The sequence below is a fragment of the Myxococcota bacterium genome, from assembly GCA_041389495.1.
GTDB lineage: Bacteria > Myxococcota_A > UBA9160 > UBA9160 > UBA4427 > JAWKRT01.
Genome location: JAWKRT010000001.1, coordinates 1731276 through 1757399, shown reverse-complemented (window position 1 = coordinate 1757399; position 26124 = coordinate 1731276). Strand labels below are relative to the sequence as shown.

Annotated in this window: 24 protein-coding genes and 1 pseudogene; 5 read left to right on the top strand and 20 right to left on the bottom strand. The window is 76.2% G+C overall.

Features of this window, described 5'->3' with window-relative positions; all coding sequences use genetic code 11:
- Positions 1–6: 6 nt before the first annotated feature.
- The 18 genes and pseudogenes from R3E88_07790 to R3E88_07705 all read right to left on the bottom strand — a co-directional run bounded on the left by R3E88_07790 (position 7) and on the right by R3E88_07705 (position 20315).
- The gene (locus R3E88_07790; GenBank protein MEZ4216363.1) at positions 7–1980 is read right to left on the bottom strand and encodes an ABC transporter substrate-binding protein; all 1974 of its coding nucleotides are present in this window, start codon (positions 1978–1980) and stop codon (positions 7–9) included.
- Positions 1981–2172: 192 nt separating this feature from the next.
- Positions 2173–2991 carry a hypothetical protein gene (locus R3E88_07785; protein ID MEZ4216362.1) on the bottom strand — a complete coding sequence of 273 codons (819 nt, stop codon included), beginning with the start codon at positions 2989–2991 and terminating at the stop codon, positions 2173–2175.
- Positions 2988–4712: a tetratricopeptide repeat protein gene (locus R3E88_07780; protein MEZ4216361.1), complete on the bottom strand. Its 1725-nt coding sequence runs from the start codon at positions 4710–4712 to the stop codon at positions 2988–2990. Before R3E88_07780 ends, R3E88_07785 begins: the two co-directional genes overlap by 4 nt.
- A 68-nt stretch (positions 4713–4780) precedes the next feature.
- On the bottom strand, positions 4781–5389 hold the full coding sequence (gene cysC / locus R3E88_07775; protein ID MEZ4216360.1) for an adenylyl-sulfate kinase: 609 nt from the start codon (positions 5387–5389) through the stop codon (positions 4781–4783).
- A 141-nt stretch (positions 5390–5530) separates the two neighbouring features.
- Positions 5531–6694 carry a cysteine desulfurase family protein gene (locus R3E88_07770; GenBank protein ID MEZ4216359.1) on the bottom strand — a complete coding sequence of 388 codons (1164 nt, stop codon included), beginning with the start codon at positions 6692–6694 and terminating at the stop codon, positions 5531–5533.
- A gap of 9 nt (positions 6695–6703) precedes the next feature.
- Positions 6704–7036, bottom strand: a complete 333-nt coding sequence (locus R3E88_07765; protein MEZ4216358.1) for an iron-sulfur cluster assembly accessory protein — start codon at positions 7034–7036, stop codon at positions 6704–6706.
- 51 nt (positions 7037–7087) lie between these two features.
- On the bottom strand, positions 7088–7942 hold the full coding sequence (locus R3E88_07760) for a TlyA family RNA methyltransferase (GenBank protein MEZ4216357.1): 855 nt from the start codon (positions 7940–7942) through the stop codon (positions 7088–7090).
- Entirely contained in the window at positions 7939–9828 is a 1890-nt protein-coding gene (gene dxs, locus R3E88_07755) for a 1-deoxy-D-xylulose-5-phosphate synthase (GenBank protein MEZ4216356.1), read from the bottom strand. Before dxs ends, R3E88_07760 begins: the two co-directional genes overlap by 4 nt.
- A 34-nt stretch (positions 9829–9862) precedes the next feature.
- Positions 9863–10717 carry a polyprenyl synthetase family protein gene (locus R3E88_07750; GenBank protein MEZ4216355.1) on the bottom strand — a complete coding sequence of 285 codons (855 nt, stop codon included), beginning with the start codon at positions 10715–10717 and terminating at the stop codon, positions 9863–9865.
- Positions 10717–11079 carry an exodeoxyribonuclease VII small subunit gene (locus tag R3E88_07745; protein MEZ4216354.1) on the bottom strand — a complete coding sequence of 121 codons (363 nt, stop codon included), beginning with the start codon at positions 11077–11079 and terminating at the stop codon, positions 10717–10719. The genes R3E88_07750 and R3E88_07745 overlap by 1 nt, the downstream gene beginning before the upstream one ends.
- Before the next feature lie 82 nt (positions 11080–11161).
- Positions 11162–12468: pseudogene (gene xseA / locus R3E88_07740) on the bottom strand (exodeoxyribonuclease VII large subunit).
- Between the two features lie 71 nt (positions 12469–12539).
- Positions 12540–14078 carry a S41 family peptidase gene (locus R3E88_07735; GenBank protein MEZ4216353.1) on the bottom strand — a complete coding sequence of 513 codons (1539 nt, stop codon included), beginning with the start codon at positions 14076–14078 and terminating at the stop codon, positions 12540–12542.
- A 96-nt stretch (positions 14079–14174) separates the two neighbouring features.
- Entirely contained in the window at positions 14175–15326 is a 1152-nt protein-coding gene (locus R3E88_07730) for a M23 family metallopeptidase (protein ID MEZ4216352.1), read from the bottom strand.
- Positions 15327–15376: 50 nt separating this feature from the next.
- Positions 15377–16276, bottom strand: a complete 900-nt coding sequence (locus R3E88_07725) for a permease-like cell division protein FtsX (protein ID MEZ4216351.1) — start codon at positions 16274–16276, stop codon at positions 15377–15379.
- The gene (ftsE, locus tag R3E88_07720; protein ID MEZ4216350.1) at positions 16273–16995 is read right to left on the bottom strand and encodes a cell division ATP-binding protein FtsE; all 723 of its coding nucleotides are present in this window, start codon (positions 16993–16995) and stop codon (positions 16273–16275) included. The genes R3E88_07725 and ftsE overlap by 4 nt, the downstream gene beginning before the upstream one ends.
- The gene (locus R3E88_07715; GenBank protein ID MEZ4216349.1) at positions 16992–17522 is read right to left on the bottom strand and encodes a hypothetical protein; all 531 of its coding nucleotides are present in this window, start codon (positions 17520–17522) and stop codon (positions 16992–16994) included. Before R3E88_07715 ends, ftsE begins: the two co-directional genes overlap by 4 nt.
- A gap of 319 nt (positions 17523–17841) precedes the next feature.
- On the bottom strand, positions 17842–18519 hold the full coding sequence (locus R3E88_07710; protein ID MEZ4216348.1) for a PEP-CTERM sorting domain-containing protein: 678 nt from the start codon (positions 18517–18519) through the stop codon (positions 17842–17844).
- Positions 18520–18566: 47 nt separating this feature from the next.
- A complete protein-coding gene (locus R3E88_07705) occupies positions 18567–20315 on the bottom strand; it encodes a hypothetical protein (GenBank protein ID MEZ4216347.1) in 1749 nt (582 codons plus the stop codon).
- Between the two features lie 261 nt (positions 20316–20576).
- Between R3E88_07705 and R3E88_07700 the strand changes: the two genes are divergently transcribed.
- From R3E88_07700 to cofE, 4 genes are read left to right on the top strand one after another with little or no spacing between them, the layout of a single operon-like run.
- Positions 20577–20990, top strand: a complete 414-nt coding sequence (locus tag R3E88_07700) for a hypothetical protein (protein ID MEZ4216346.1) — start codon at positions 20577–20579, stop codon at positions 20988–20990.
- Positions 20987–21976 (top strand): 2-phospho-L-lactate transferase, encoded by a 990-nt coding sequence (gene cofD / locus R3E88_07695; GenBank protein MEZ4216345.1) that lies wholly within the window; start codon positions 20987–20989, stop codon positions 21974–21976. The genes R3E88_07700 and cofD overlap by 4 nt, the downstream gene beginning before the upstream one ends.
- 8 nt (positions 21977–21984) lie before the next feature.
- Positions 21985–22656, top strand: a complete 672-nt coding sequence (gene cofC / locus R3E88_07690) for a 2-phospho-L-lactate guanylyltransferase (protein ID MEZ4216344.1) — start codon at positions 21985–21987, stop codon at positions 22654–22656.
- Positions 22653–23426, top strand: a complete 774-nt coding sequence (gene cofE, locus R3E88_07685) for a coenzyme F420-0:L-glutamate ligase (protein ID MEZ4216343.1) — start codon at positions 22653–22655, stop codon at positions 23424–23426. Before cofC ends, cofE begins: the two co-directional genes overlap by 4 nt.
- Here cofE and yihA read toward each other — a convergent pair.
- Entirely contained in the window at positions 23423–24058 is a 636-nt protein-coding gene (gene yihA / locus R3E88_07680; GenBank protein MEZ4216342.1) for a ribosome biogenesis GTP-binding protein YihA/YsxC, read from the bottom strand. The genes cofE and yihA overlap by 4 nt on opposite strands.
- Entirely contained in the window at positions 24055–25290 is a 1236-nt protein-coding gene (locus R3E88_07675) for a pyridoxal phosphate-dependent aminotransferase (protein ID MEZ4216341.1), read from the bottom strand. The genes yihA and R3E88_07675 overlap by 4 nt, the downstream gene beginning before the upstream one ends.
- 244 nt (positions 25291–25534) lie before the next feature.
- On the opposite strand from R3E88_07675, the gene R3E88_07670 reads away from it, so the two are divergent.
- Positions 25535–26029 carry a cytochrome c maturation protein CcmE gene (locus R3E88_07670; protein ID MEZ4216340.1) on the top strand — a complete coding sequence of 165 codons (495 nt, stop codon included), beginning with the start codon at positions 25535–25537 and terminating at the stop codon, positions 26027–26029.
- Positions 26030–26124: the final 95 nt, after the last annotated feature.

Sequence of the window (26124 nt, the reverse complement as noted above, 5' to 3'; positions counted from 1 at the left end):
CCTCGCTCAACGAGGCTCGATCCACCACGGCAGGCTGTCGACGAGCGGACGCGTCATCGGGAACTTCACGCCCTTCACGTCCGACCACCAGCAGAAGACCGTGTACGGCACGCGGAAGAACGACACCGCGTGCGCCTCGGCGATGCGGCGATGGATGCGCCGGTACATGCGGATGCGCTCGTCGCGGTCGAAGGTCGCCCGCAGCTCGACGATGAGGCGGTCGACCTCCGGGTCGCGGAAGCCGATGCGGTTCGAGCCCTTCGGCTCGTCGGCCTGCGACGAGTGCCAGATCTGGTAGGGGTCGCCCTCCCAGCCGACGGCCCAGCCCGCGTACATCGCGTCGAACTGCTTCTCGTCCATCTTCTTCTGCATCAGGCTCCACTCGGCGGCGTCGATCCGCATGCGGACGCCGATCTTCGAGAGGTCGTCCTTCAGCACGTTCGCGAGCGCGAGCCCCTCGGTCGAGTGCGCGAAGAGCAGCAGCGAGAACTCGAACGGCTCGCGCGTGCCGTCGCCGTCGAGGTCGCGGTCGAGCAGGCCGTCGCCGTCGCTGTCCGTCCAGCCGGCCTCCGCGAGCAGCGCGCGCGCGCGCTCGAGGTCGAACGGCTCGATCGGGACGTCGGGGTCGTTGAACGGGCTCGTCGAGAGGAAGGGCCCGGGCGCGATCTCGCCGAGCCCGACGTAGATGTCGTCGATGATGGCCTGGCGGTCGAACGCGAGCGTCATCGCGTGGCGCACGCGCGCGTCCGCGAACACCGGGCGGTCGGCGTTCCAGCCGATGTACGAGTACGCGAAGTCGAGCTGCTTCGAGCACTCGACGTCGCCGTTCAGGAACGGCGTGTCGGGCCGCTCGGCCGCCGGCACGTCCTGCCAGCGCAGGAGCTCGTTGCGGTACTGCCCGGGGCGCAGGTCGCCCACCTGGATCTCGTGCGACTTCAGCATCAGCAGCGTGCGCTCGGGATCGCTGTAGATCGAGTAGACGATGCGCTCGATGGGCGGCTTCTCGCCCCAGTAGTCCTCGTTGCGCTCGAGCGTGATCGAGACGCCCGGGCGGTACTCGGCCATGCGGTACGGCCCGGTGCCGACGACGCCCTTGCTGGCGTACCAGTGCTGGTTGAAGCGCAGCCCGATCGTCTCGTCGGGGAAGCGCTGGCCGCTCTCGTCGTACGCCCAGAGGAACTCGGGGATCACGGGCGCGCTGATCGAGAGCGACAGGTTGAAGTAGAGGGGCTTCCTCCAGCGCACGCGCACCGTGTAGTCGTCGATCGCCTCCCAGCTCTCGAGGTCGCCGTAGTAGCTCTTGATCGCGCCGTTCTCGACCTGCGGGTTCATCAGCATGTCGAAGCCGAACACGACGTCGTGCGCGGTCAGCTCGTGCTCGCCGCGCAGCCACGCATAGCGTTCGTCCGAGAGGTCGACCCCGCTCGGCACGTGCCACTTCACGCCGCGGCGCAGGTACAGGACGAACTCGGTGTGATCGTCGTTGCCCTCGACGCGCCACGCGAGCCCCTGCACCTCCTGCAGCGGGTCGGTCCAGCGCGCGACGCCGCCGAGCGACTCCATCGTGTAGTGCTCGACCTTGTGGGCGAGGTCGGCCTCGTTCTCGATCAGCGTGTTGAAGCCCTTGGGGTCGCCGGACTCCCAGCCGCGGAACAGCGTCTGGTCGTGCGGCACGTCCGGGTTCGCCCACGAGAACGGGTCGCGCGCGAGCAGGTTCGGGCGCTCGGGGTGGAGCACGGGGACGTCGGCGTAGGCGTCGGCGACGTCGCCGGCTCCCGCGACGCGCACGCCGCCGCGCACGAGCGTGTCGACGCGCGCCGCGAGCCGGTCGGTCGACGCACCGAGCTCGCGCAGCTGGCGCGCCTCGACGACGGCGCGCTCCTCGAGGTTGTGGAGCTGGAACGACTGGAAGGCGGTGACGGCGAGCAGGGCCGCGAGCAGCGCGGCCACGAGGCCTGCGAGACCACCGCTGCCCTGCACCCCGCGACCTCCCGGCGTCCGCGCGCGCCGCGCACCGCGCCGCTCTCCGCCTCCGCGCGCCCGCCCGTCCCGCGCGCGCCGCGCCGGGAACCGGCGCGGAGCGAGCACGCCGCGCAGTGCGCTGCGACGCGACAGACGCTCGTGGAAGGGCTCGTCGTGGCGCGACCGATGCGAGCGCGATCGACATCGCGCTCATCCCCCGCGCGGTACTTGTAGCACGAACAGCCCGGGCGAAAGGACGGGGTCGAGCTCGACGCTGCGGAACTCGATGCGCGCCGACGCGCCGACGCGCGGGAACTCGAGCGCGATGTCGTGCGCGAACGGGCGCCCCCCCGCGTCGCGCACGTCGCCGAAGCGCGCGCTCCAGCGCTCGCCACTCGCGTCGGTGCGCGCGGCGCGGCGAAGCTCCCCCGCCCCGTCCCACTCGAGCTCGAGACGCGCCGGCTCCGCGCGCGCCGCATCCGACACCGCGAGCGTCGCGGCGATCGCGCCGTCGGCGAACGAGCGCGCGGCGACGACGTGCGCGCCGTCGTCGATCGGCGGCGCGCCGAGCAGCAGCGCCACCGCCTCGCTCGGCGCGAGGTCGATGCGCGCCGTGCGCCAGAGCAGATCGTCGTCGACCGGCCCCTCCTCGCGCCGGCCCGACGCGAGGTCGACGAACGCGAAGCGCGCGCCGTCGGTCGCGACGATGCCGGCGACCTGGTCGAAGAGGCCGAGCACCTCGACGCGCAGCCGCGCCGGGCGCTCCGCCACGACGCGCTGCGGACGCGAGAGCCGCGCGCCCGGCGCATCGAGGGCGACGTGGGCGAGGCCGCGCAGCGCCGAGCGGCGCGCGCTCCGCTCGCGCAGCGCGGCGAGGCGCCCGCGCAGCGCGGGATCGTCCGGCGCGAGCGGCGCGCCCGCATCGACGACCGTGCGGCAGCCGCCCGCGAGCGCGGCCAGGAGGAGCGCCGCCGCGAGCCGCGCGCCCGTCCGCGCGCTGCGCGAGCGAGCGGGCGCGCCGCGCGTCACCGCGTCCCGAGCTGCGCGCGCAGCGCGTCGATCTTCGCGTCGAGCTCGGGCTGCTCGCCCTCGCGCGGCTCCTGCTCGAGCGCGCGCTCGTAGTGCTCGAGCGCGGCGGCGAGGTCGCCCGCGAGCCGGTGTACGTCGCCGATGTGCTCGGAGATCACGGGATCGCCGCCGGCCAGCTCGTCGGCGCGCGCGAGCGTCGCGAGCGCGCGCTCGATCCACGGCCGGGCCTCGGCGGCGCGCCCCGCCTCCACGAGCGGGCGCGCGCGCATGTAGTAGACCCAGCCGAGGCTGTCGGTGATGTAGCCGTCGTCGGGCGCGAGCTCGAGCGCGCGCTGGATGAGCGACTCCGCCTCGTCGAGCCGCTCGCCGCGCTCGGCGAGCGTGTACCCGATGTAGTTGAGCGCGTGCGCGTCGCTGGGCTCGATCTCGAGCGCGCGCCGCATCCACGCGATCGCCTCGTCGCGCTGCTTCGCCGCGTCGTACACGAGGCCCATCTGGTAGAGCGCGGACGCGTCCTGCGGATCGGCGTCGATCCACTCCTGCACGAGCGCCACCGCGCCGGCGAGGTCGCCCGTCCGCGCGCGCAGCCCGGCCGTCGCGAAGTCGTTCTCCTTGCCGGGCTCGAGCACGCGCAGCTCCTCGAGCAGCGCGAGCGCCCCGGCGTCGTCGCCCGCGTGCTGGCGCAGCGCGGCGAGTCGCTTGCGCGCGTCGCCGTAGCTCGGGTGCGAGGGCGGCACGCGCGCGAGCGTGGCCTCCGCGCGCTCGAGGTCGCCGAGCTCGAGCTCGACGAGAGCGAGCATGTAGACCAGGTCGAAGTCGTCCGGCGTCCGCTCGCTCGCGTCGCGCAGGCGCTCGGCCGCGAGCGCGTAGTCGCCGCGCTCGAGGTCGAGCCCGACGAGGTGCTTCACGAGCGTCGGCTCGTCGGGATACAGGCGCGCGGCGCGCTCGTAGAGCTGCGCGGCGCGGTCGAGGTCGCCCTTGCGCTTCCAGAGCTCGGCGAGCGCGCGCAGCGTGCCGAGGTGCTCGGGGTTCCGCTCGAGCAGCATCTCGTTCGCGGCGATCTCGCCGTCGACGTCGCCGTTCGCGCGGCGCACCTGGGCGAGCCGCACGTAGAGGCGCGCGTCGTCGGGGAAGGCCGCGATCGCGCGCAGCAGGACGGCCTCGACCTGGTCGCGTTCGCCCGCCTCCTCGTACACCGACGCGAGCGAGAAGTAGGCGTTCGGCTCGTCCGGGTAGCGCTCGACCAGCCCCTCCGCGGTGCCGAGCGCCTCGGCGCCGCGACCGGCCTCGAGCAGGTGCTGCACGAGCAGGATGCCGGCGTGCAACGAGATGGGAGCGCCGCTCTCGTCGCGCAGCGCGGCCTCGAAGCCGGCGGTGTCGCCCTGCTGGCGGCGCAGCCGCGCGAGCAGCACGCGCGTCTCGACGTCGCCCGGATCGAGCGCGAGCGTCCGCTCGGCGTCGCGCGCGGCCGCGTCGAACTCGCCGAGCCGTGCCGCGAGCGCGGCGGTGCGACGCGCGAGCGCCGCCGAGCCGGGGTCCTTCTCCGCCGCGCGACGATAGGCCTCGAGCGCGCCCGCGAGGTCGCCGTCGCGCGCGGCGAACTCGGCGACGAGGACGTCGTAGTCCGCGGGAAGGTCGGGCTGGACGAGCGGCGCCTCGCGCCGGGGCGCCGGGACGCCGAGCACCGCGCAGCCCCCGCTCGCGAGCGCGAGCGCGACCACGGGGGCGAGGGCCGCGCGTCGCGCGCGCGCCGCTGCGCGGGCCCGCGGCGCGGCGCCGCGCGCGACGGTCATCCGAGATAGCCGTTCGCGCGCAGGTAGCCGACCAGCTGGTCGACGCTCTCGTCGACGCTCTGCGCGCCCGTGTCGAGCACGACCTCGGGCGAGAGCGGCTCCTCGTACGGCGCCGAGATGCCCGTGAACTCCGGGATCTCGCCCTTGCGCGCCTTCGCGTAGAGGCCCTTCACGTCGCGCTTCTCGCACGTCGCGACGTCGGCGGCGACGTAGACCTCGATGAAGTCGCCGTCCGCGAGGTTGTTGCGGACGAGGTCGCGGTCGGCGCGATACGGCGAGATGAACGAGGTGAACACGATCACGCCGGCGTCGGTGAAGAGCTTCGCGACCTCGCCGATGCGGCGGATGTTCTCCGTGCGGTCCGCCGGCGAGAAGCCGAGGTTGCTGTTGAGGCCGTGGCGGATGTTGTCGCCGTCGAGCACGTAGGCGACGCGGCCTTCCTCGACGAGCCGCTTCTCGGCCGCGACGGCGACCGTCGACTTGCCGCTGCCCGACAGGCCCGTGAGCCAGACCGTCGCGCCGCGCTGCCCGAGCAGCTTCTCGCGATCGGTGCGCGACACGTCGCCCACGTGCCAGGTGATGTTGGTCGACTTCCGGTCCGCCATGCTGCGCTGTTCCTCTTCGGTGCTTCGCCCGCGCGTCGCGCGGCGGGCCTCTCGTTGCGCTCGCGTCGTCGGCGACGAGCGGGCGCGCAGGGTAGCCGCGGCCCCCGGGCGCCGCCCCTGCCGCGAAGGCGCCGCCGCGCCCTAGACGCCGCGCAGCCCGCGCACCGCCTCGACGACGCGCGCGGCGGCGTAGGCGACGTCGTCCTCGCTCGTCGCCCGCCCGAGCCCGAAGCGCAGCGACGCCCGCGCGAGGCGCGGCGGCAGGCCGATGGCCGAGAGCACGTGGCTCGGCTCGGGCTGCGCGGAGCTGCACGCCGAGCCCGTCGACAGTGCGAGGTCGGGGAGCGCGAGCAGGAGCTTGTCGACGTCGACGCCCTCGATCGAGACGCTCAGGTTCGCCGCGAGGCGCGGCGCGCCGAGCCCATTGCAGCGCACGCCGTCGAGCTCGGCGGCGAGGCGCTCCCAGAGGCCGTCGCGCAGGCGCGCGAGCCGCGCCTGCTCCGCCTCGCGCTCCGCGAGGCAGAGCTCGAGCGCGCGCGCGAGCCCCACGCACAGCGCGACCGGGAGCGTCCCCGAGCGCAGGCCGCGCTCGTGCCCGCCCCCATATTGAATGGGCTCGGGCCGCACGCGCGGGCGCCGCGCGCGCACGAAGAGCGCCCCGACGCCCTTCGGCCCGTAGAGCTTGTGGCCCGACAGCGAGAGCAGCTCGATCGGCTGCGCGGCGAGGTCGAAGGCGAGCCGGCCGGCCGCCTGCGCCGCGTCGCTGTGCAGCCACGCGCCGGCCTCGCGCGCGATCGCGCCGATCGCGTCGAGCGGCTGGAGCACGCCGATCTCGTTGTTCGCCGCCATCGCGCTGACGAGCGCCGTGCGCTCGTCGACGGCGTCGCGCAGACGGTCGAGGTCGACGAGGCCGTCGGAACCGACGGGCAGCACGACGGCGCGGAAGCCCTCGCGCTCGAGCGCGCGCAGGGGGTCGAGCACGGCGCGGTGCTCCGTCGCGAGCGCGACGACGCCGTCGCGCCCGTGCGCGCGCCGCGCGCGCGCCGCGCCGAGCACCGCGATGTTGTTCGACTCGGTCGCCCCGCTCGTGAACACGATCTCGCGCGGCTCGGCGCCGAGCGCCGCGGCAATGCGCTCGCGCGCGCTCTCGACCGCGGCCTCCGCGCGCCAGCCGTAGGCGTGCGTGCGGCTCGCCGCGTTGCCGAACTCGTCGCGCAGGAACGGATCCATCGCGTCGAGCACGCGCGGGTCGAGCGGCGTCGTCGCGTGGTGGTCGAGGTAGAGGGGCCGTGCCGCGTCGGGCATGGCGGGACGCTAGGCGGAGAACGACTGACCGCAGCCGCAGGTGTTGGAAGCGTTCGGGTTGTCGATCTTGAAGCCCGACTCCTGGAGCGTGTCCACGAAGTCGAGCCGGCAACCGACGAGATAGAGCGCGCTCTTCTCGTCGACGAGCAGGCGCACGCCGCCCGCGTCGAGCTCGGTGTCGTTCTCCTTCACGACGTCGTCGAAGGAGAGCTGGTACTGGAGGCCCGAGCAGCCTCCGCCGATCACCTTCATCCGCAGCGCGTGCGTCTCGCGCTTGCCGTCCTGGTCGAGGAGCTGGCCGATGCGGGCGCTGGCGGCCTCGGTCACGTTCACGATCGACATCCGTTCTCCTCCCCATCGTTCGGGGCGCGGCCCGGGGCGCGGGCGGCGAGGTTAGCAGCCCGCTCCCCCGGCTCGCGGCGCGGTCGGGCCGCCATCGGCGCGCGCCGGCGCGAGCCACAGGAAGATCTCGCGGTTCCCCTTGGGGCCGTGCACGCGGCTGTCGACGCGCGCGCGCTCGCGATAGCCGAGCGCGGCCGCCGCGGCCGCCACCGCGTCGACCGCCGCCGCGCGCTCCGCGTCGTCGCGCACGACACCGCCCTTCCCCACGCGCTCGCGGCCGACCTCGAACTGCGGCTTCACGAGCGCGAGCACCTGCGCGCGCGGCGCGACCGCGGCGACCGGCGCGAGCAGCAGGCGCAGCGAGATGAACGACGCGTCGAACACCGCGAGGTCGATCGCGTGCGGGAGCGCGGCGGCTTCGAGGTCGCGCGCGTTCGTGCGCTCGCGCACGAGGACGCGCGGGTCGTCGCGCAGGCGCGGGTGCAGCTGGCCGTAGCCGACGTCGACCGCGACGACGCTCGCCGCGCCGGCCTGCAGCAGGCAGTCCGTGAAGCCGCCGGTCGAGGCGCCGACGTCGAGGCAGTGGAGGCCGCGCGGGTCGAGCCCCTGCGGCGCGAGGTCGGCGAGCGCGCCCGCGAGCTTGTCGCCGCCGCGCGAGACGTAGCGCGAGCCGCCGCCGCGCACGCGCACGCGCACGCGCGACTCGGGGCGCACGCGCGTGCCGGCCTTCGTCACGGGCACGTCGTCGACGAGGACGTCGCCCGTGAGCACGAGCGCCTGCGCGCGCGCGCGCGTCTCCGCGAGGCCGTCGTCGACGAGGCGCTGGTCGAGGCGCGGGCGGCGCTCGTGCGGCGCCGCGCGCGTCGGCCGCGCTCCGTCGCCGCCGCGCTCGCGCGCCGCCGTCAGCGCGCCCCCGCGCGCCGCGCCGCGAGCGCGCGCGCGGCGGCGACGATGTCGGCGACGCCGAGGCCGATCGAGTCGAGCGTCGCGCCGTGCTCGTGCAGCTCGTCGGACGCCGCGAGCACGCGCGTCGGCACCTCGACGCCGCCCGCGGCGAGCGCCTCGAGCACCGCGCCGCCGAAGCCGCCCATGCCGCTGTGCTCCTCGAGCGTGAGCACCGCGCCGCAGCGCTTCGCGAGCGGCAGGATGCGCGCGTCGTCGAGCGGCTTCGCGAAGCGCGCGTTCACGACCGCCGCCTGGATGCCGTCCGCCGCGAGCTCGGCCGCGGCCTCGAGCGCGGGGTGCACGAGCGAGCCGATCGCGACGATGGCGACGTCGTCGCCGTCGCGCAGCAGCTCGGCCTCGCCGATCGGGATCGCCTTCAGGTCCGGGTCGAGCGGCACGCCCTGCCCCGCGCCGCGCGGGTAGCGCACGGCGGCCGGCCCCGGGTACTCGATCGCCGTCTTCAGCATGTGGCGCAGCTCGTTCTCGTCCTTCGGCGCCATCACCACGGTGTTGGGCAGCGTCCGGAAGTACGCGAGGTCGTAGAGGCCCTGGTGCGTCGCGCCGTCGGCGCCGACGAGGCCGGCGCGGTCGAGCGCGAAGGTGACGTCGAGGTTCTGCAGGCACACGTCGTGCACCACCTGGTCGAAGGCGCGCTGCAGGAAGGTCGAGTAGATCGCCGCGACCGGCTTCATGCCCTCGGTCGCGAGGCCCGCCGCGAACGTCACCGCGTGCTGCTCCGCGATGCCGACGTCGTAGAAGCGGTCGGGGAACTGGCGCGCGAACTTGTCGAGCCCCGTGCCGGGCGCCATCGCGGCCGTGATCGCGACGATGCGCTCGTCCTCCTTCGCGAGCCCGATCAGCGCGTCGGCGAAGACCTTCGTGTAGGCGGGCGGGCCGGGCTTGCTCGGCGCGAACGCGCCCGAGCCGACGTCGAACGTGCCGACGCCGTGGTACTTGAGCGGGTCGCGCTGCGCGGGGTCGTAGCCGTGTCCCTTCTCGGTGATCGCGTGCACGAGGATCGGGCCGTCGCCCTCCTCGAGCATGCGCTTCACGTTCTCGAACGTCTCGAGCACGACGTCCATGCGGTGGCCCTGGATCGGCCCGACGTACTTGAACGACAGCGCCTCGAACAGCAGGCCGGGCGAGAAGAAGACCTTGAGCGACTCCTCGGCCTTGCGCGCCCAGTGCACCATGTCGCCCGGCATCGAGCCGAGGAAGTCGCGCGCCCAGTGCTTCATGCGCCGCACCATCGGCGCCGAGAGCTTGCGCGACAGGTACGACGAGAGCGCGCCGACGTTCGGGTCGATCGACATCTCGTTGTCGTTCAGCACGACGACGAGCCGCTTCTCCTTCAGGTGCCCGGCGTGGTTCATCGCTTCGAAGGCCATGCCCGCCGTCATCGAGCCGTCGCCGATCAGCGCGATCGTGTAGCCGGGCTCGCCCTTGTGGTGCTTCGCGCGCGCCATGCCGAGCGCGGCCGAGATCGACGTGCCCGCGTGGCCGGCGCCGAAGTGGTCGAACTCGCTCTCGGAGCGGCGCAGGAACTTCGCGATGCCGCCGGCCTTCCCGATCGACTCGAACTGCGCGCGCCGCCCCGTCAGCATCTTGTGCGGATAGCCCTGGTGCCCGACGTCGAGCACGAGCCGGTCGGTCGGCGTGTCGAACACGTAGTGGATCGCGGTGATCAGCTCGACCGCGCCGAGGCTCGACGCGAGGTGCCCGCCGGTCTGCGAGATGTTCTCGAGGATCTCCTGGCGCAGCTCGCCCGCGACCTGCTCGAGGCTCTCGCGCGGCAACCTCCGCAGGTCCGCCGGCCGATCGATTCCGTGGAGCAGTCGCTCGCCCATTCCGTCCTCCCGGCTCGAAGCCAAGGCCGCCCGCTCAGTGCTCGCGGCGCACCGCGAAGCGCATCAGCTCGCGCAGCGGCTCGGCCGCCGCGCCGAGCGCGTCGAGGCGCGCGAGCGCGCTCGCGAGCAGCGCCTCCGCGCGCGCGAGCGCCGCGTCCGGCCCCGTCGCGCGCACGAGCGAGCAGTGGTCCTGCTCGTCGTCGCGATCGAGCCAGTCGTCGGCGATCTGGAACGCGACGCCGAGCTCGAGGCCGCTCGCGCGCAGCGCGTCGACGCGCGCCTCGTCGCCGCCGGCGAGCCGCGCACCGCACGCGATCGCGCACGCGATCAGCGCCGCCGACTTGCGCTCGTGCACGCGCTCGATGCGGCCGGCGAGCGCGCCGTCGGCCTCGCCCGGCTCGCGCGCGAAGTCGAGGTCGTCCACCTGGCCGCCGACGAGGAAGCGCGCACCGGCCGCGGCGGCGAGGTCGCGCACGCAGGCCGCCGCGCGCGCCGGCTCGACGTCGGGCGCGGCGAGCGCCTCGAACGCGAGCGCCTGGAGCGCGTCGCCCGCGAGCACGGCCACGGCCTCGCCGAAGGCGCGGTGCACGGTCGGCCGGCCGCGCCGCACGTCGTCGTCGTCCATGCACGGCAGGTCGTCGTGCACGAGCGAGTAGGTGTGCACGAGCTCGACCGCGGCGGCGGCGGGGAGCGCGACCTCGGGCGCGCGCCCGAGCGCCTCGGCGGCGGCGAACGCGAGCGCCGGCCGCAGGCGCTTGCCGCCCGGGAAGACGAGATGGCGCATCGCACCGTGGAGCGCGCGCGGCGGCGCGTCGGCCGGCGGCAGCAGCCGCTCGAGCCGCGCGTCGACGAGCGGCGTGCGCTCGGCGAGGTAGCCGGCCGCGTCCATCAGAACGCGCCGTCCGCGTCGTCGGCGGCGTCGTCGGCGTCGCCATCGCCTTCGGCCGCGAACGCCGCGAAGGGCTTCGCGAGCAGCTCGCCGCCCTCCTCGACCAGCAGCTCGATGCGCCGCTCCGCGCGGTCGAGCTGCGCGGCGCAGTGCTTCGAGAGCGCGACGCCCTCCTCGAACGCCGCGAGCGCGGCCTCGAGGTCGAGCTCGCCGTCGTCGAGCGCGTCGACGACGCCCTCGAGGCGCTCGATCGCCTGCTCGAACGGGAGATCGGCCGGGACGGCCGCCGCGCGCGGGGCGTCGGACGCGTCGGGAGCGCCGGAGGACGGCGGATTCGCGGCTTTGCCTCGGGCTCGCGGCATGGCGGCCGAAGCTAGCTCCGGCCTAGCGCGGGGTCAAAGCGACTCGCGGCGAAAACCCGCGTAACGAAAGCGGCTTTCGGGCCTAACGACGAGGCGGCCCGGCCGCGCCCGGCGGCCGGGCGCCGGCCGGCGCGGGCTCGAGCGCGCGCACCGTCTCGACCCGCGCCCGCAGCCGGGCCCGGGCGACGCGCACGTCGACGGCGGCGCCGACCTCGGCGTCGCGCGCCTCGCGCACGAGCCGCCCGTCGTCGGCGCGCCGCACGACGGCGTAGCCGCGCGCGAGGACGGCGAGCGGCGAGAGCGAGTCGAGCCGCGCGGCGCGCAGCGCGAGCGCGGCGCGCTGCGTGCGCGCGCCGCGCGCGAGCGAGCGCGCGAGCGCGGCCGCGGCGGCGGCGAGGCGCCCGCGCGCGACGGCCGTCGTCGGCGCGCGCGCGCCGAGCGCGACGACGGCGCGCGCGTGGCGCGCGCGCGCGCGAGCTCGCCGCGCCCGACGCGCGCCAGGGCGCGCGCCGCCGCGCGCCAGCGCTCGTGGCGCGCGCGCAGGCGCGCGAGCGGAGAGAGGCGCCGCACCGCGCCGCGCGCGCGGTCGAGCCGCTGCCACCGCACCTCGAGCGCGGCGCGCCCTTCCCCCGCGAGCCGGTCCCACAGCGCCGCGAGCGCGGCGCGCGCCGCCGCGCGATCGGGCAGCGCGAGCATCGCGGCCGCCGACGGGGTCGGCGCGCGCGCGTCGGCCGCGAAGTCGGCGAGCGTCGTGTCGGTCTCGTGGCCGACGCCGCTCACGACGGGAACGGGCGCGGCCGCGATCGCGCGCGCGACGACCTCGGTGTTGAAGCACCAGAGGTCCTCGAGCGAGCCGCCGCCGCGCACCACGAGCACGACGTCGACGTCGGGGAGCGCCGCGGCGCGCGCGATCGCGGCTGCGATCTCGTGCTCGGCGCCCTCGCCCTGCACGCGCGTCGGCGCGACGACGATCGGCGTCGACGGCCAGCGCCGCCCGCTCACCTGCAGCACGTCGCGGATCGCGGCGCCGCGCGGCGACGTCACCACCGCGACGCGCCGCGGGTGCGCGGGCAGCGGGCGCTTGCGCGCGGCCGCGAAGAGCCCCTCGGCCTCGAGCCGCGCGCGCAGCTGCTCGAAGGCGATCGCGAGCGCGCCCGCGCCGCGCGGCTCCGCGTCGCGCACGACGAGCTGCAGCTCGCCGCGCTGCACGTAGACCGACGGCTCGGCGTGCACGACGAGCTCCATCCCGTTCTCGATGTCGAAGCGAAGGCGGCGCGCGTCGGCGCGGAAGAAGGCGCAGCGGATCTGGCCCGTGCCGTCCTTCAGCGTGAAGTACACGTGGCCGGCCGGCGACGCGAACACGTTGCTCGTCTCGCCCGCCACCCACACGCGCCCGACGGCGTCCTCGAGCAGGCGCCGCACGCCCTCGAGGAGCTCGGCGACCGCGAGGACGCGGCGGCTCACGGCGTCGGCATCGGCGCGGCGTGCGCGAGCGGCGGCGCGGTCGACGTGCTCGTCGGCGCCGGCGCGCGCAGGTTCTCGAAGTAGGTCCAGCTCTTCAGGACCTCGAGCGCGCGGCGCACCTGGAGGTCGCTGCGCACGCGGACGGCGGCGTCCTCGGGCTCCCCGGCGGCCGCGTCGGGCTCGGCCTGCATCTCGACCTCGACCGGCACGCCCTCGTCGTCGCCGGCGTCGCCGGCCGCGTCCTGCTGCGTGAAGTGGCCGCGCAGGTCGCGCTCGCGCACGCGGCGGGGCGCGGCCTGCTCGCCCGCGGCGGGCGCCGGCTGCACCTCGATGTCGGGGCGGATGCCGACCTCCTGGATCGAGCGGCCCGACGGCGTGTAGTAGAGCGCGGTCGTGAGGCGCAGCCCGTAGTCGCCGATCGGGAACACCGTCTGCACGGATCCCTTGCCGAACGTCTGCGTCCCGAGCACGAGCGCGCGCTTGTGATCCTGCAGCGCGCCGGCCACGATCTCCGAAGCGCTCGCGCTGCCCGCGTTGACGAGCACGACGAGCGGGTACGCGCCCTGGGTGCGCTCGGGCTTCGCGCGGAACTCCTGCCGCTCGTCCTCGTCGCGGCCCTGCGTGTACACGACGAGGCCGTCGCCGAGCCACAGGTCCGCGATCTTCACCGCCTGGTCGAGCAGCCCGCCCGGGTTGTCGCGCAAGTCGAGCACGAGGCCCTCGAGCTTCCCGTCGGCCTCGTCGCGCAGCGCGTCGAGCTGGCCGGCGAGGTCTTCGGCGGAGCGCTCCTGGAACTGGCGGACGCGCACGTAGCCGTAGCCCGGCTCGAGCAGCTCCGACGAGATCGACGCGATCTGCACGACGTCGCGCACGATCGTGAAGGGGCGCGGCTCGTCGAAGCCCTCGCGCCACACGTGCACGGTGATCGCGGTGCCCTTCTTGCCGCGCATGAGCGCGACGGCCTCGACGAGCGACATGTCGTCCGTCGGCCGGCACGTCTCGCCGGGCTCCCAGTCTTCGGGGACCTCGGTCGGGCAGATCGACACGATCTGGTCGCGCGCGCGGATGCCCGCGCGGTCGGCGGGCGTGCCCTCGATCGGCGACACCACCTCGACGTACCCGCCCTGCGTCTTGTGGATTTCGACGCCGAGGCCGTGGAACTCGCCCTTCGTGTCGATCTGCATCTCGCGGTACTGGTCGGGCTCCATGAACGCCGAGTGCGGATCGAGCTCGGCCATCATCCCGCGGATCGCGCCCGCGATCAGCTCGTGGTCGTCGATCGCCTCGACGTAGTGGCGTCGCACGTGGTCGACGACGCTCGAGAAGAGGCCGAGGTCGTCGTAGCGGTTCGAGGCCTCGCTGCGCGTCGCGTCGCCGACGAGCATCGCGCCGGCCGCCGCGAGCACGCCGAGCGCGAACGAGAGCAGCATGCGCACGCGCGCCGCGCGCGCGTCCGACGGCCCACGGCGGCGCGGCGCGTGCGGCGCGCCGGGGGCGTTCGTGGCGGAGGGGTTCGTGCCCGAGCGGGAGTCCATGCGTGCGGAACCTCGTGGTCGGCGAGCGTCGCGCCACCGCGTCCGGCGATCGCGCGGACGAGGGCGCCAGAGCGTAGCGGCAACCGCGCGTCCGGCTCAGCGGGCCGCGGCCAGCCGTTCGGGCGCGAACCACGGCAGCGGGTCGATCGCGTCCTTGCCCTGCCGCAGCTCGAAGTAGAGCTTCGCGCCCGTGAGCGACCCCGTGTCGCCCGCGCGCCCGATCGCGCCCTCGGCCTCGACGCGGTCGCCGACGGCCACGTCGATTTCGGAGAGATGGCCGTTCACGGTGAAGTACGAATCGCCGTGGTCGAGGATCACGATGCGGCCGTAGCCGCGGAACCAGCCGGCGAAGCGCACGACGCCGCGCGCCGTCGCGCGCACGAGCTCGCCCTCCTCGGCCGCGAACTCGACGCCGTTGCGCACCGTCTGCGTGTGGAACTCGGCGTCGGTGACGCGTCCGAAGCGGCCCGTCACGCGCGCGTCGACGGGCAGCGGGAGCGCGCCGCGCGCGGCCGCGAAGCCCGAGCCGTCCACCCACGCCGCGTCGCGGCGCCCCGACTCGCCGATCTCCGCGAGCTTCACCTCGAGCGCGCGCGCCGACTTCTCGAGCTCGACGAGCAGCGCGCGCTCGCGCCGCCGGTCGCTGCGCACGCGCGCGAGCAGCTCGCGCTTCGCGCCGCGCTCGCCCGCGAGCGCGCGCTCCTCCGACGCGAGCTTCGCCGCGGCGGCCTCGTGCCGGGCCGTCGCGCGGTCCGCGTCGGCGCGCGCCGCGGTGTACGCCACGGCGTCGCGCTCGTAGCGGGCGACCAGCGCGCCGTCGTGCTCGAGCAGCCGCTCGAGCACCGTCACGCGCTGCATCAGCTCGCGCAGCGAATCCGCGGAGAAGAGCACGCGCAGCGGCCCGACGTCGCCCGCCTTGTAGAGCGCGACCGCGCGCGTGCGCATCGCCGCGCGCGTGCGCGCGAGCACGCCCGCGAGCCGCTCCGTCTCGCGCACGATCTCGTCGCGCGCCGCGCGCGCGCGGCGCGCATCGGCCCGCGCCGCGCGCGCCGAGACGCCGAGCGACGCGAGGCGCTGGTCGATCGCGTCGAGCCGGTCGAAGAGCGCGCGCTCCTCCGCCTCGTGCTGCTCGACCTTCCCGCGGCTCTCCTCGATGCGCTCGCGCAGCTCCTCGAGCTGCTCGCGCTCCTGCGCCGACGCCGTGCGCGCCGGAGCGATCGCCCCGACCACCGCGAGCGCGACGAACACCGCACGCGTGCCCGCCGCGCGAGCGGCCGCCGGCCGGCGCGCGCGGCGCCTCACCGCCGCCACCCGACGAGCGCGACGAGCGAGCCGAGCGCGCCGAGCGCCGCGCCGGCGAGCACCACGACGGCCGCCTCCCGGCCCGCGAAGAAGGCGGGCGCGCGGTCGCCGAGGAAGAGCGCGAGCCCGAACGAGAGGCGCGGCAGGAAGCTGCGGAAGGCGAGCCACAGCACCGCGAGCGCGACCCCGCCTCCGAGCGCGCCCTGCGCCGCCCCTTCGAGCACGAACGGCGCGCGCACGAACCCGCGGCCGGCACCGACGAGCGAGAGGATCTCGATCTCGTCCTCGCGCGCGTACACGCCGAGGCGGATCGTGTTCGCGACGATCAGCAGCGCCGCGCCGACGAGCACCGCGCCGAGCAGCGTCGCCGCGGACCGCGCCAGCGCGGCCGCGCGCGCGTAGCCCTCCACCCAGTCCTGGCCGTGCGCGAGCTCGTCGACGCCCGGGAGCCCGTCGAGCGCGGCGGCGACGACCGCGACGCCCTCGCCCGTGCGCGCGGCCTCCGTGAGCTCGAGCTCGATCGACGGCGGGAGCGGGTTGTCCTCGAGGCCGGCGAGCAGCTCGCTGCCGCGCATCGTCGCGCGGAAGCGCTCGAGCGCCTGCTCGGGCGTCACGAGCTCGACCGACGCGACGCCCTCGATCAGCTCCGCCGCGCGCGCGAGCGCGCGCTGCTCGTCCGGCGACAGGCCGGGCTCGAGGTAGGCCGTGACGTGCAGCTCGCTCGCGAAGCGGGTGAGCACGCCCTCCATGTTGCCGACGACGAGCGCGAACGCGCCGACGAGCACGAGCGCGATGGCGATCGTGACGACCGCGATCGCGCTCGGGACCGGGCTCGCGACGAGGCCGCGCCCCGCGCTCTCGAGCACGACGCGCGCGACGACGAGCGCGCGCCTCACGCGCGCGCCCCGGCCGGCACGTCCTCCACGAGGCGCCCCCCGTCGAGGTGCAGCCGGCGCTTCGCATAGCGTTCGATCAGCGCCATGTCGTGCGTCGCGACGACCACCGACGTTCCGCGCAGCGACGCGCCGACGATCAGGTCCATGATCTCGATCGTGAGCGCCGGGTCGAGGTTGCCGGTCGGCTCGTCGGCGAGCAGGAGATCGGGGTCGCCGACGAGCGCGCGCGCGAGCGCGACGCGCTGCTGCTCGCCGCCCGAGAGCGACAGCGGATGGTGGTAGCGGCGGTGCTGGAGACCGACCTCCTTCAGCCGCTGGAACACCTTCGCCTTCGCCTCGCGGCGATCGGTGCCCACGACGTCGAGCACGACGCGCACGTTCTCCTCGACCGTGCGGCGCGACAGCAGCTTGAAGTCCTGGAACACGACGCCGATGCGCCGCCGCAGCACGGGGATCGCGCGCTCGGTGAGCCGCCCGACGTTGCGACCGAGCACGATCACCTGCCCCTCGCTCGGCCGCTCGGCGGCGAAGAGCGACCGCAGCAGCGTCGTCTTGCCGGCGCCCGACGACCCGGTGAGGAACACGAGCTCGCCCTTCGCGATCTCGAGCGTCACGTCGTGGAGCGCGTACTGGCCGGCGAGGTAGGTCTTCGAGAGGTGGAAGGTGCGGACGACGGCGTCGCTGCCCGCGGCGGGCGCGCGCCGCGCGAGGCGGCTCACCGGCCCGCGCGCTTTCGCTTGCGCGCACTCTCCACGAGGTAGTCGAGCACGACCTCGTCGAGCGGCTTGGCGGACACGACGCCCTGCCCGAAGGCGCGCGCCGCCGCCGCCGCCGGACGCGCGCCGCCGGCCGCGGGCGGCGGCGGTGCGGGCGTCTCGTCCTCGGGCGGGAGCGTCGGCGATTCGGGCGTCATCGCCGCCGCGGTGTCCGTCGGATCCTGTACCTCGCCCGAGGGCGCGTCGAAGGCCTCGGGGCCGAGTCGCTCGAGGATGACCGCGTCGTGCTCGCCCGCGCGCAGGCGCTTGAGCATCGCCTTGTGCTGCGACTCCATGAGGGCGCGGACGACCTGTTCGAGGTTGCCGCCCGCCGCGAGCTGCTCCGAGTAGTCGCGCTTCTCGGAGGCCATGATGTTGCCGCCGTGGAAGAGATGCGTGATGACGTGCGGGTTCGCCTTCCCGCTGTCCTCGGTCTGCACGTGGAAGAGCACGCCGCGATGACGGATGTTCGTGTTGAATCCGGACTGCATCGCGGGCCGCGCCCCCCTAACGAACCACCGGCCGCCGCACTCGGTCGCGCAGTGTCACGCACGTGCATCCGGGCGGCAACGGGCCGGGCACGCAGCGGCGGGGTTATCGGAATCGCACACTTCGTTCTGAACGCCCGCGCGCGACGGCGCGTTCGCGCGCAGCGCGCGAGGGCGCCCCGGAGCGCGGGCTCCGGGGCGCGGGCGGCGGCGGAGAGGGGGAGCGATCCGCCGCGCCGGACCTCGCTCGCGCCGGTGGACGAGCCAGACGCGGCGCGATCGGATCGCCCGGGCCGCCGCCGGGGGGACGCGTGCCGCGCGCTCAGCCGCGGCGGCGGCCCGCGGCGCCGAGGCCCGCGAGGCCGATCGCGCACAGCAGGCCCGTGCCCGGCTCGGGCACGGGCGCGAACGCGGCGCTGCCCGGCGTCGGCGTCGCGAGCGCGACGAAGTCGAGCGCGTTGTCGTCCGTGTCCACGTTCGCGAAGACGCGCGCGAGGCTCTCGCCCGCCGGCGGGTCCACGGCCGGCGCGCCCTCGCCGGCGAAGACGTCGCCCGGCGCGAACACGCCGTAGCCCACCGCGTCGACGACGCCGCTCGCGTCGCGGAGCACGATCGAATCGGGCCCGTTCTGGAAGTCGAAGTTCGCGAGCTGGTCGAAGACGGCGACCGCCGTGAGACCGCTCCCGTCGACGTCGGCGACGACGAAGAGGCCGCTCGCCGACACGCTCCCGGAGAGCGCGATCACGGGCCCGATCGCGCCGCCCGAGCCGTTCACGCCTTCGATCGTGAAGCCGTCGAGCACGGTGCCCGCCGGCGCGTGGATCTCGACGAACGAGAGCCCGTCGTCGGACCCGACGGCGTCGTAGAAGATCTCGGAGAGCAGGGGAACGGCGCGCGCCGCGGTGGCGAGCGGGAGCGTGCCGAGCGCGGCGATCGCGAGGAGCGCGCGCGCCGCGCGCGGGCGGCGGACCGGGAGCGGACGAGGACGGAACGAGGGCATCGAGAACCTCCGGACGGCGGGACCGAGCGGGGCGGGAATCGAGACGCTCACGGCGCCTCCGCGGCGCCGGCGCGCGGATCGCGCGCGCCGCGGTCGGGGTCGTCGTCGCGCGCGCCGGCGGCGTCGGATCGCGCGGCGCGGTCGCTCGTGCGCGCGACGGGCTCGAAGAGCGCGCGCGAGAAGCCGCCGCCCGTCCAGGCGTCGAGGCCCGCCGCGAGCTCGGCCGCGCGCAGGCGCAGGCGCTCGGCGTCGATCGAGCGCGCGTCGGGCACGGCGGCCAGCTCGAGCAGTGCGCGCCGGCGCTCGAAGTAGAGCTGGTCGATCTCGTCGAGCACGTCGTCGCGCAGCGAGATCCACAGCCGCTCCTCGCGCGCGAAGTCCACCGCGTCGCCGTCGAGCACGGCGTTCGCGAGGTCCCAGTGGAGCGCGATGCCGACGTCCCAGTCGTCGCCGCGATCGCGCGCGCGGTCGACGAGGTGCTGCGTCGCGCCGGACGTGAACGTCTGGTCGAAGTCGACGGCGCGCCCGCGGTCGCCGCCGTAGTCGGCGCGCACGTCCACCTCGGGCCACCACGCGCGGCGCGCGATGCGCGCGCGCCATGTGCGCTGGCGATCGAGGTCGAGCCCCTGGTGCGCGAGCGCCATGCGATGCAGCGCGCGCAGCTCGGCCGCGATCGACGCATCGACCTGCGCCGCGCGCGCCTCGTGCGGCGGTGCGCCGTCCCCGCGCGCGGCGACCGCGCGCGCGGACGCGGCTTCCCCGGCGCCTTCGTCCGCGAGCGCCGCGAGCGGCGCCGAGACGCGTCCGCGCAGCACGCCGCTCGCCGTCGCCACCCACAGCGCCTCGCCGTCGGAGGCGACCGCGGCCGTGCCGAGCCAGCCGGCCGGCACGTCCGCACGGCGCCACGCGCCGCCCGCCTCGAAGCTCCCGTGGAGGAGACCGCGATCGGTCGCGATCCAGTCGCGCCCGAGCGCGCGCAGCGCGCGGCGCGCACCCGCTCCCGGCGGCAGCGCGGGACGCCGCAGTGCGAAGGCGTCCGGCGCGTCGGCGCGCTCGATCGCGAGCGCGCGCTCGTACACGACGACGAGCCGGCCCGCGGCGACGGCGACGTCGACGGGCGCAGCGCCGGCCGGCGCGCCCGCGACCGCGAGCTCGCGCACGCGCTGCGCGAGCGGCCGACCGGCGCGCGCCTCGAGATCCGCGCGCCACAGCGCATCGCCCGCGATCCACGCGACGTCGCACGCGCCCGCCCGACAGCGGAGCGCGACGCCGCTCGACGCCGCGCGCGGCGCCGCGCCGTCGAGCTCGCTCCACGGCCCGCCGGCGAGTGCGACGAACGCACCCGCGTCGGTCGCCGCGGCGATCCACTCGCCGTCGACGGCGAGCCGCGCGACGCGGCGGGCGTCGGCGCCGGGCGCCGGCGAGCGATCCTCGACGGCGCCGGGATCGTCGGGACGCGTGCGCCAGAGCCCCTCGTCGGTCGCGATCCAGAGCGCGCCGCGCGCGTCGAACGCGAGATCGCGCACACCCGCCCGCGCAATGCGGCGAGCGACGCGGCCGTCGCGCACGAGCGTCGCGCCGCTCGCGTCGCCGACGGCGACCCACGCGCCGCCGGGCGTCGCCGCGACCGCGACCGCGCCGCGCTCGCCCTGCCCCCACGGCTCGCGCTGCCACGCGAGCGAGGCCTCCGCCGCGCGCGCGCCGCCCGCGGCCAGGAGTGCGAAGACGAGGAGGCCGGCCGCGGAAGCGCATCGCGGCGGGAGCGGCGTCGTGCGGAGCGGGTGCGATGAGCGCATGTGCGCGCCGCATCGCAAGCCGCGTGCCCGCGCCCGCCGCGCGCTGCGACGCGGGCGGCGCGCGCAGGAACACCCGTCGGAACGGGCGGCTGCGCGGCGCTCCTCGCGCGGCGGCCGGGCGCGCGCCGAAGGCGCGGGAGCGCGCGTGAACGCGCGGACACGCGTCCGCGACGCCGTCGCGCGGCGGCGCGTTCACGCGCGCCGCCGCGCGCGCCCGCCAGCTTGACGCCCCTCCGCCACTCGCGAAGAATCGCGCGCGCCATGCCCTCCCCGCGCCCGCTGCTCGTCTCCGTTCGCGCGCGCGCGGTGCGCGTCCCGGCCGTTGCCGTGCGGACGACGACGCGCGCGGCGCGCGCCCGCGCCGCCCGCGCGCTCGCCCTCGCGGTCGCGCTCGGCGCCGCGTGCGCGAGCGCGCCGCCCGCGGTCGACACGGCCCTCCCGGACGACGCGGACGCGCTCGCGGACGCGCTCGAGCGCGACCGCGAACGCGTGCTCGACTGGCTCGCCGCACCGCCCGCCGCAGGGCGCGCGGCCGAGAGCGACGACGGCGCTCCGGCGACGCCCGTCCGCGCGCCGAGCGACGACGAGCTGCGCGCGCTCGCGCTCCGCATGCCCGCGCTCCAGGCCGCGCTCGCGCAGCGCGAAGCCGCCGCGCGCGCCGGCGCGCAGCCGTGAGCGCACGCGAGGGCCGGAGCGCGCACGTCGTCGCACTCGCCGGCGGCGTCGGCGCGTCGCGCTTCCTGTGCGGGCTCGTGCGCGTCGTCGCGCCCGAGGCGGTGACCGCGATCGTGAACACCGGCGACGACCGCGAGTTCTACGGCGTCCACGTCGCGCCCGACCTCGACATCGTGACCTACGCGCTCGCCGGCATCGTCGATCGCGAGCGCGGCTTCGGCATCGCGGGCGACACGTTCGCGGTGGTCGACCGCCTCGGCGAGCTCGGGCGCGAGGCGTGGTTCCGCCTCGGCGATCGCGACTTCGCGCACTGCCTGCACCGCACGCTGCGCCTGCGCGAGGGCGCGGGGCTCGCGGCCGTCGCGGACGAGCTGCGCCGACGGCTCGGCGTCGCGACGCGCATCCTCCCCATGTCCGAGGCGCCGTGTCCGACGATCGTCGAGCTCGGCGCGGGGCGGCGCGTCCACTTCGAGGAGTACCTCGTGCGCGACGGCGCGCCCGCCGACGTCGAGGGCGTCGACCTGTCGGCCGCGGCCGCGGCGGCACCCGCGCCCGGCGTGCTCGACGCGATCGCGAGCGCGGACGTCGTGCTCGTGTGCCCGAGCAACCCGGTCGTCTCGATCGGGCCGATCCTCGCCGTGCGCGGCGTGCGCGACGCGCTCGCCGCGACGCGCGCGCCGATCGTCGCCGTCTCGCCGATCGTCGGCGGCAAGCCCATCAAGGGCCCGGCCGATCCGCTGCTGCGCGGCATCGGCGCCGAGGTGTCGGCGCGCGGCGTCGCGCGCCTCTACCGCGACTGGATCGACGCGATCGTGATCGACGAGCGCGACGCCGCGCTGCGCGGCGACGTCGAGGCGCTCGACGTCGCGGTCGACGCGACGGACACGATCATGGTCGACGCCGACGCCGCGGCGCGGCTGGCGAGGTGCGCGCTCGCGCTCGCCGAGCGCGTCCGCGCGCGGGCCGGCGCGCGCGGACGGCGATGATCGCGGCGGTGGTCCCCGTGAAGTCGCTCGCGGAGTCGAAGTCGCGCCTCGTGGCGGCGCTCTCGCCCGACGCGCGCGGCGAGCTCGCGCTCGCGATGCTCGGCGACGTGCTCGACGCGCTCGGCGGAGCGGAGCGGGTCGACGTGCGCGCCGTCGTGACACCCGACGACGACGTCGCCGCCGCCGCCGAGCGCGCCGGCGCGCGCGCGATCGTCGCGCGCGCGCCCGGGCTCAACGCCTCGCTCGACGCGGCCGCCCTCGCGCTCGCGCGCGACGCCGGACTCGGCGCGCGGCCGGGCGACGCCCTGCTCGTCGTGCTCGGCGACGTCGCGGGCGCGACGGCGCGCGACGTCGACGCGCTGTGCGCGAGCCTCGACGGCGTCGACGGCCCGGCCGTCGCGCTCGCCGCGTCGCACGACGGCGGCACCGCTGCGCTGCTGCGCCGGCCGCCCGACGCGATCCCGTCCCGGTTCGGCGCGGCGAGCGCCGATGCGCACCGCGCCGCCGCGGCGGCTGCGCGCGTTCCCTGCCTCGAGCCGCGCGTGCCCTCGCTCGCCATCGACCTCGACGTGCCGGGCGACGTCGACGCGTTCGTCGCGCGCGGCGCGGACGGCGACGACGGCGGAGCGCGCACGCGCGCGCTGCTCGCGCGGGCGCGGACCGGGAGCGCACCCGCATGAGCCCCGCGCGCGAGCGCGCGCCCCGCACCCGCCTCGAGCTCGTCGCGCTCGAGGGCGTGCCGGAGGTCGCCCCCGGCGACGATCTCGCGGCGCTGCTCGCCGACGCGGCCGCGCGCGCGCGCCTCGCGCTCGAGCGCGGCGTCCTCGTCGTGTGCCAGAAGGTCGTGTCGAAGGCCGAGGGGCGGCTCGTGCGGCTCGCCGACGTGACGCCGTCGGCCGAGGCCGCGCGGATCGCCGCCGAGCACGCCAAGGATCCGCGCCACATGGAGATCGTGCTGCGCGAGACGAAGCGCGTCGTGCGGCGCGCCCACGGCGTGCTGATCTGCGAGACGCACCACGGCTTCGTGTGCGCGAACGCCGGCGTCGACCTCTCGAACGCGCCGGGCGAGGACGTCGCCGTGCTGCTCCCCGTCGACCCGGACGCGTCGGCCGCGCACCTCCGCGATGCGCTCGTCGCGCGCGGCGCGCGCGGCATCGCGGTCGTCGTGAGCGACACCTTCGGGCGGCCGTGGCGCGAGGGGCTCGTCGACGTCGCGATCGGCTGCGCGGGCATGGCCGCGATCGACGACGCGCGCGGCACGCTCGACCGCGCGGGACGCGAGCTGCAGGTGACCGCGATGGCGACGCCCGACCAGCTCGCGGCCGCGGCGGGGCTCCTGATGGAGAAGGCCTCGGGCGTCGCGGCGGTGTGGGTCGCGGGCTTCGCGCCGGAGGGCGACGGCCGCCTGCGCGACCTGCTCCGCGACCCGGCGACCGACCTCTTTCGTTAGTCGCCGCCGGCGGCCGCCTCGGCCGCGTCGCGCACGCGTTCCAGGATCGCCCGCCACAGCGCGTCGATGCCGTCGCCCGACTCCGCCGACGTCGCGACGATGCGCGCGGGCGCGAGCGGCAGCTCCGCGCGCAGCTCGCGCAGCCGCTGCGCGCGGCGCATCGGCTTGAGCTTGTCGGTCTTCGTGATCGCGACGAGCGCGGGCACGCGCTGCTCGTCGAGCCAGTCGAGCAGCAGGCGCTCGTCGTCGCCGACGTCGCGCCGCACGTCCTGGAGAAGCACGGCCGCACACAGCCCCTCGCGCTGCGCGAGGTAGCCCTCGATCATCGTCTTCCACGCGTCGCGCTCGCGCTTCGCGACCTTCGCGTAGCCGTAGCCGGGGAGATCGACGAGCCGCACGCACTGGCCGGCGATCTCGACCTCGTAGAGGTGGAGGAGGCGCGTCTTGCCGGGCGTGCCGCTCGTGCGCGCGAGCTGCTTGCGGCGCACGAGCGCGTTCAGGAGGCTCGACTTGCCCGCGTTGCTGCGCCCGAGGAAGGCGACCTCGGGCCGCGCGCGCGGGTCGGGCGCGGGAAGCCCGGCGACGTTCGCGGCCGTCGCGACGTGCTCGGCGCGGCGGAGCGGGAGGCTCACCGCGCGCGCTCCGCGGGCGCGACGGGCGGCGTGACGGGCGGCGCGCTCGCGCGCGCGGCGTCGGCGAGCCGCGGCAGCGCGTCGGCGATGCGCGCGAGCGCCTCGTCGATCGCGTCGTCGGCCACCGCATAGCAGAAGCGCAGCCAGCCCTCGGCGGCCGCGCCGAAGTCGACGCCCGGCGCGACGCCGACGCCCGCCTGCTCGAGCAGCGCGAACGCGAGCGCGCGCGAGTCGGCGCGCGGCCCGGCGACGGGCCGCGCATCGGCGAGCACGTAGAAGGCGCCCTGCGGCGCGCGCGGCACGCCGAAGCCGAGCGCGCGGAGCCCCGCGACGAGCCGGTCGCGGCGCCGCGCGTACCCGTCGCGCATGTGCGCGACGTCGGCCGCGCCGCCCTCGAGCGCGGCCACCGCCGCCTCCTGCGCGAACGAGGACGCCGAGATGAACAGGCTCTGCTGCAGCACCTGCAGGTCGCGCGCGAAGGCGGACGGCGCGACCACCCACCCGAGCCGGAAGCCCGTCATCGCGTAGCGCTTCGAGAAGCCGTCGAGCACGAAGGCGTCGTCCGTCACCTCGAGCGCGCTCGCGGTGCGCGCGCCGTCGTAGACGAGGCCGTCGTAGATCTCGTCGGACACGAGCGTCGGGCCGAGCGCGGCGAGCGCCTCGAGCGTCGCGCGCGACTGCACGGCCCCCGTCGGGTTCGCGGGCGAGTTCACGACGATCGCCTTCGTGCGCGGCGAGATCGCGCGCGCGACGCGCTCGGGGTCGAGCCGGTAGCCGTCGGCCGGGTCGGTCTCGACGAGCACGGGCACGCCGCCGCAGACGCGCACGAAGTTCGGGTAGCAGGGATAGTGCGGCGTCCCGAGCACGACCTCGTCGCCCGGGTCGAGCAGCGCCTCGAAGACGAGCAGCATCGCGGGCGAGGTGCCCATCGTCACGACGATGCGCGCCGGGTCGACCGACCCGCCCCGCACCGGGAAGCGCGCGGCGAGATCGCGCGCGATGGCCTCGCGCAGGCGCGCGGTGCCGCGCGAGTCGGTGTAGTGGGTGACGCCGCGGTGCAACGCTTCGATGCAGGCTTCGGTGGCGCAGGCGGGCGGCGGGAAGTCGGGCTCGCCGACCTCGAGATGGACGACCGCCGCGCCGGCGCGCTCGAGCTCGAGCGCGCGCTCGAGCACCTCCATCGCGAGGAAGGGCTCGACCTGGCGGAGGCGGTGTGCGCGCGCGGCCGGCATGCGCCGCGGAGTAGCCGTGCGCGCGAGCGGTGTCAAACCGCGCGAACGCCTGTCGAGGCACGCGTTCATCGAATGCAAATGCCCGGAATGCGTGCGCTTTCGACGCGTGCGCGCTTTGACGCTCGCGGGGGCCGGTGATAACGTGCGGCGCGCTCTCACCGCCCCCCGCGCCCGTCCTCCAACGCGCACGCGCCCGACCCCCGCGACCGCTCGCGCACGCGCGCGCCCCGTGCGAGGTGCATCGATGCAGACCGACGACGCGACCGTGAAGCGGGTGCCGAAGGGCGTGCAGATCGCGATCGGCGCGCTCGTCTGCGCCGCGCTGCTCGGCTGGTACGGCGCGACGAACCTCGGCGGCGAGGCGAGCTACCGCTACTTCGACACGCTCGAGGAGTTCCTCGCGGCCGGGCCCGCCACGCGCGCGGGCGAGCGGCTGCGCATCAAGGGCTACGTCGCGAACGGCTCGATCGAGCGCGAGCTCGACGCGCGGCGCGTGCGCTTCGCGATCCAGAACGACCCGCCGCACGCGGTGGGCGACGCGACCGAGCGGCTCGCCGTCGACTTCGCGAGCCTCGAGACGCCGGACCTCTTCAAGGACGGCGCCGAGGTCGTGGTGGAAGGCCGCGTCGAGGCGGGCGGCGGCACGCCCGTGTTCTTCGCGGACAACGTCCTCGCGAAGTGCCCCTCGAAGTTCCAGGCGAAGGCCGAGGGCGCGGCGGACGAGGCGACGCCGCTCTAGAGGGCGCCCGCGGCGGCGCGGCGCCCGCACGGCGCGCGCACCGCGACGACGGAACGGCGATCCGCGAGGGCCGCCGGACGGCAACCGGAATGGAG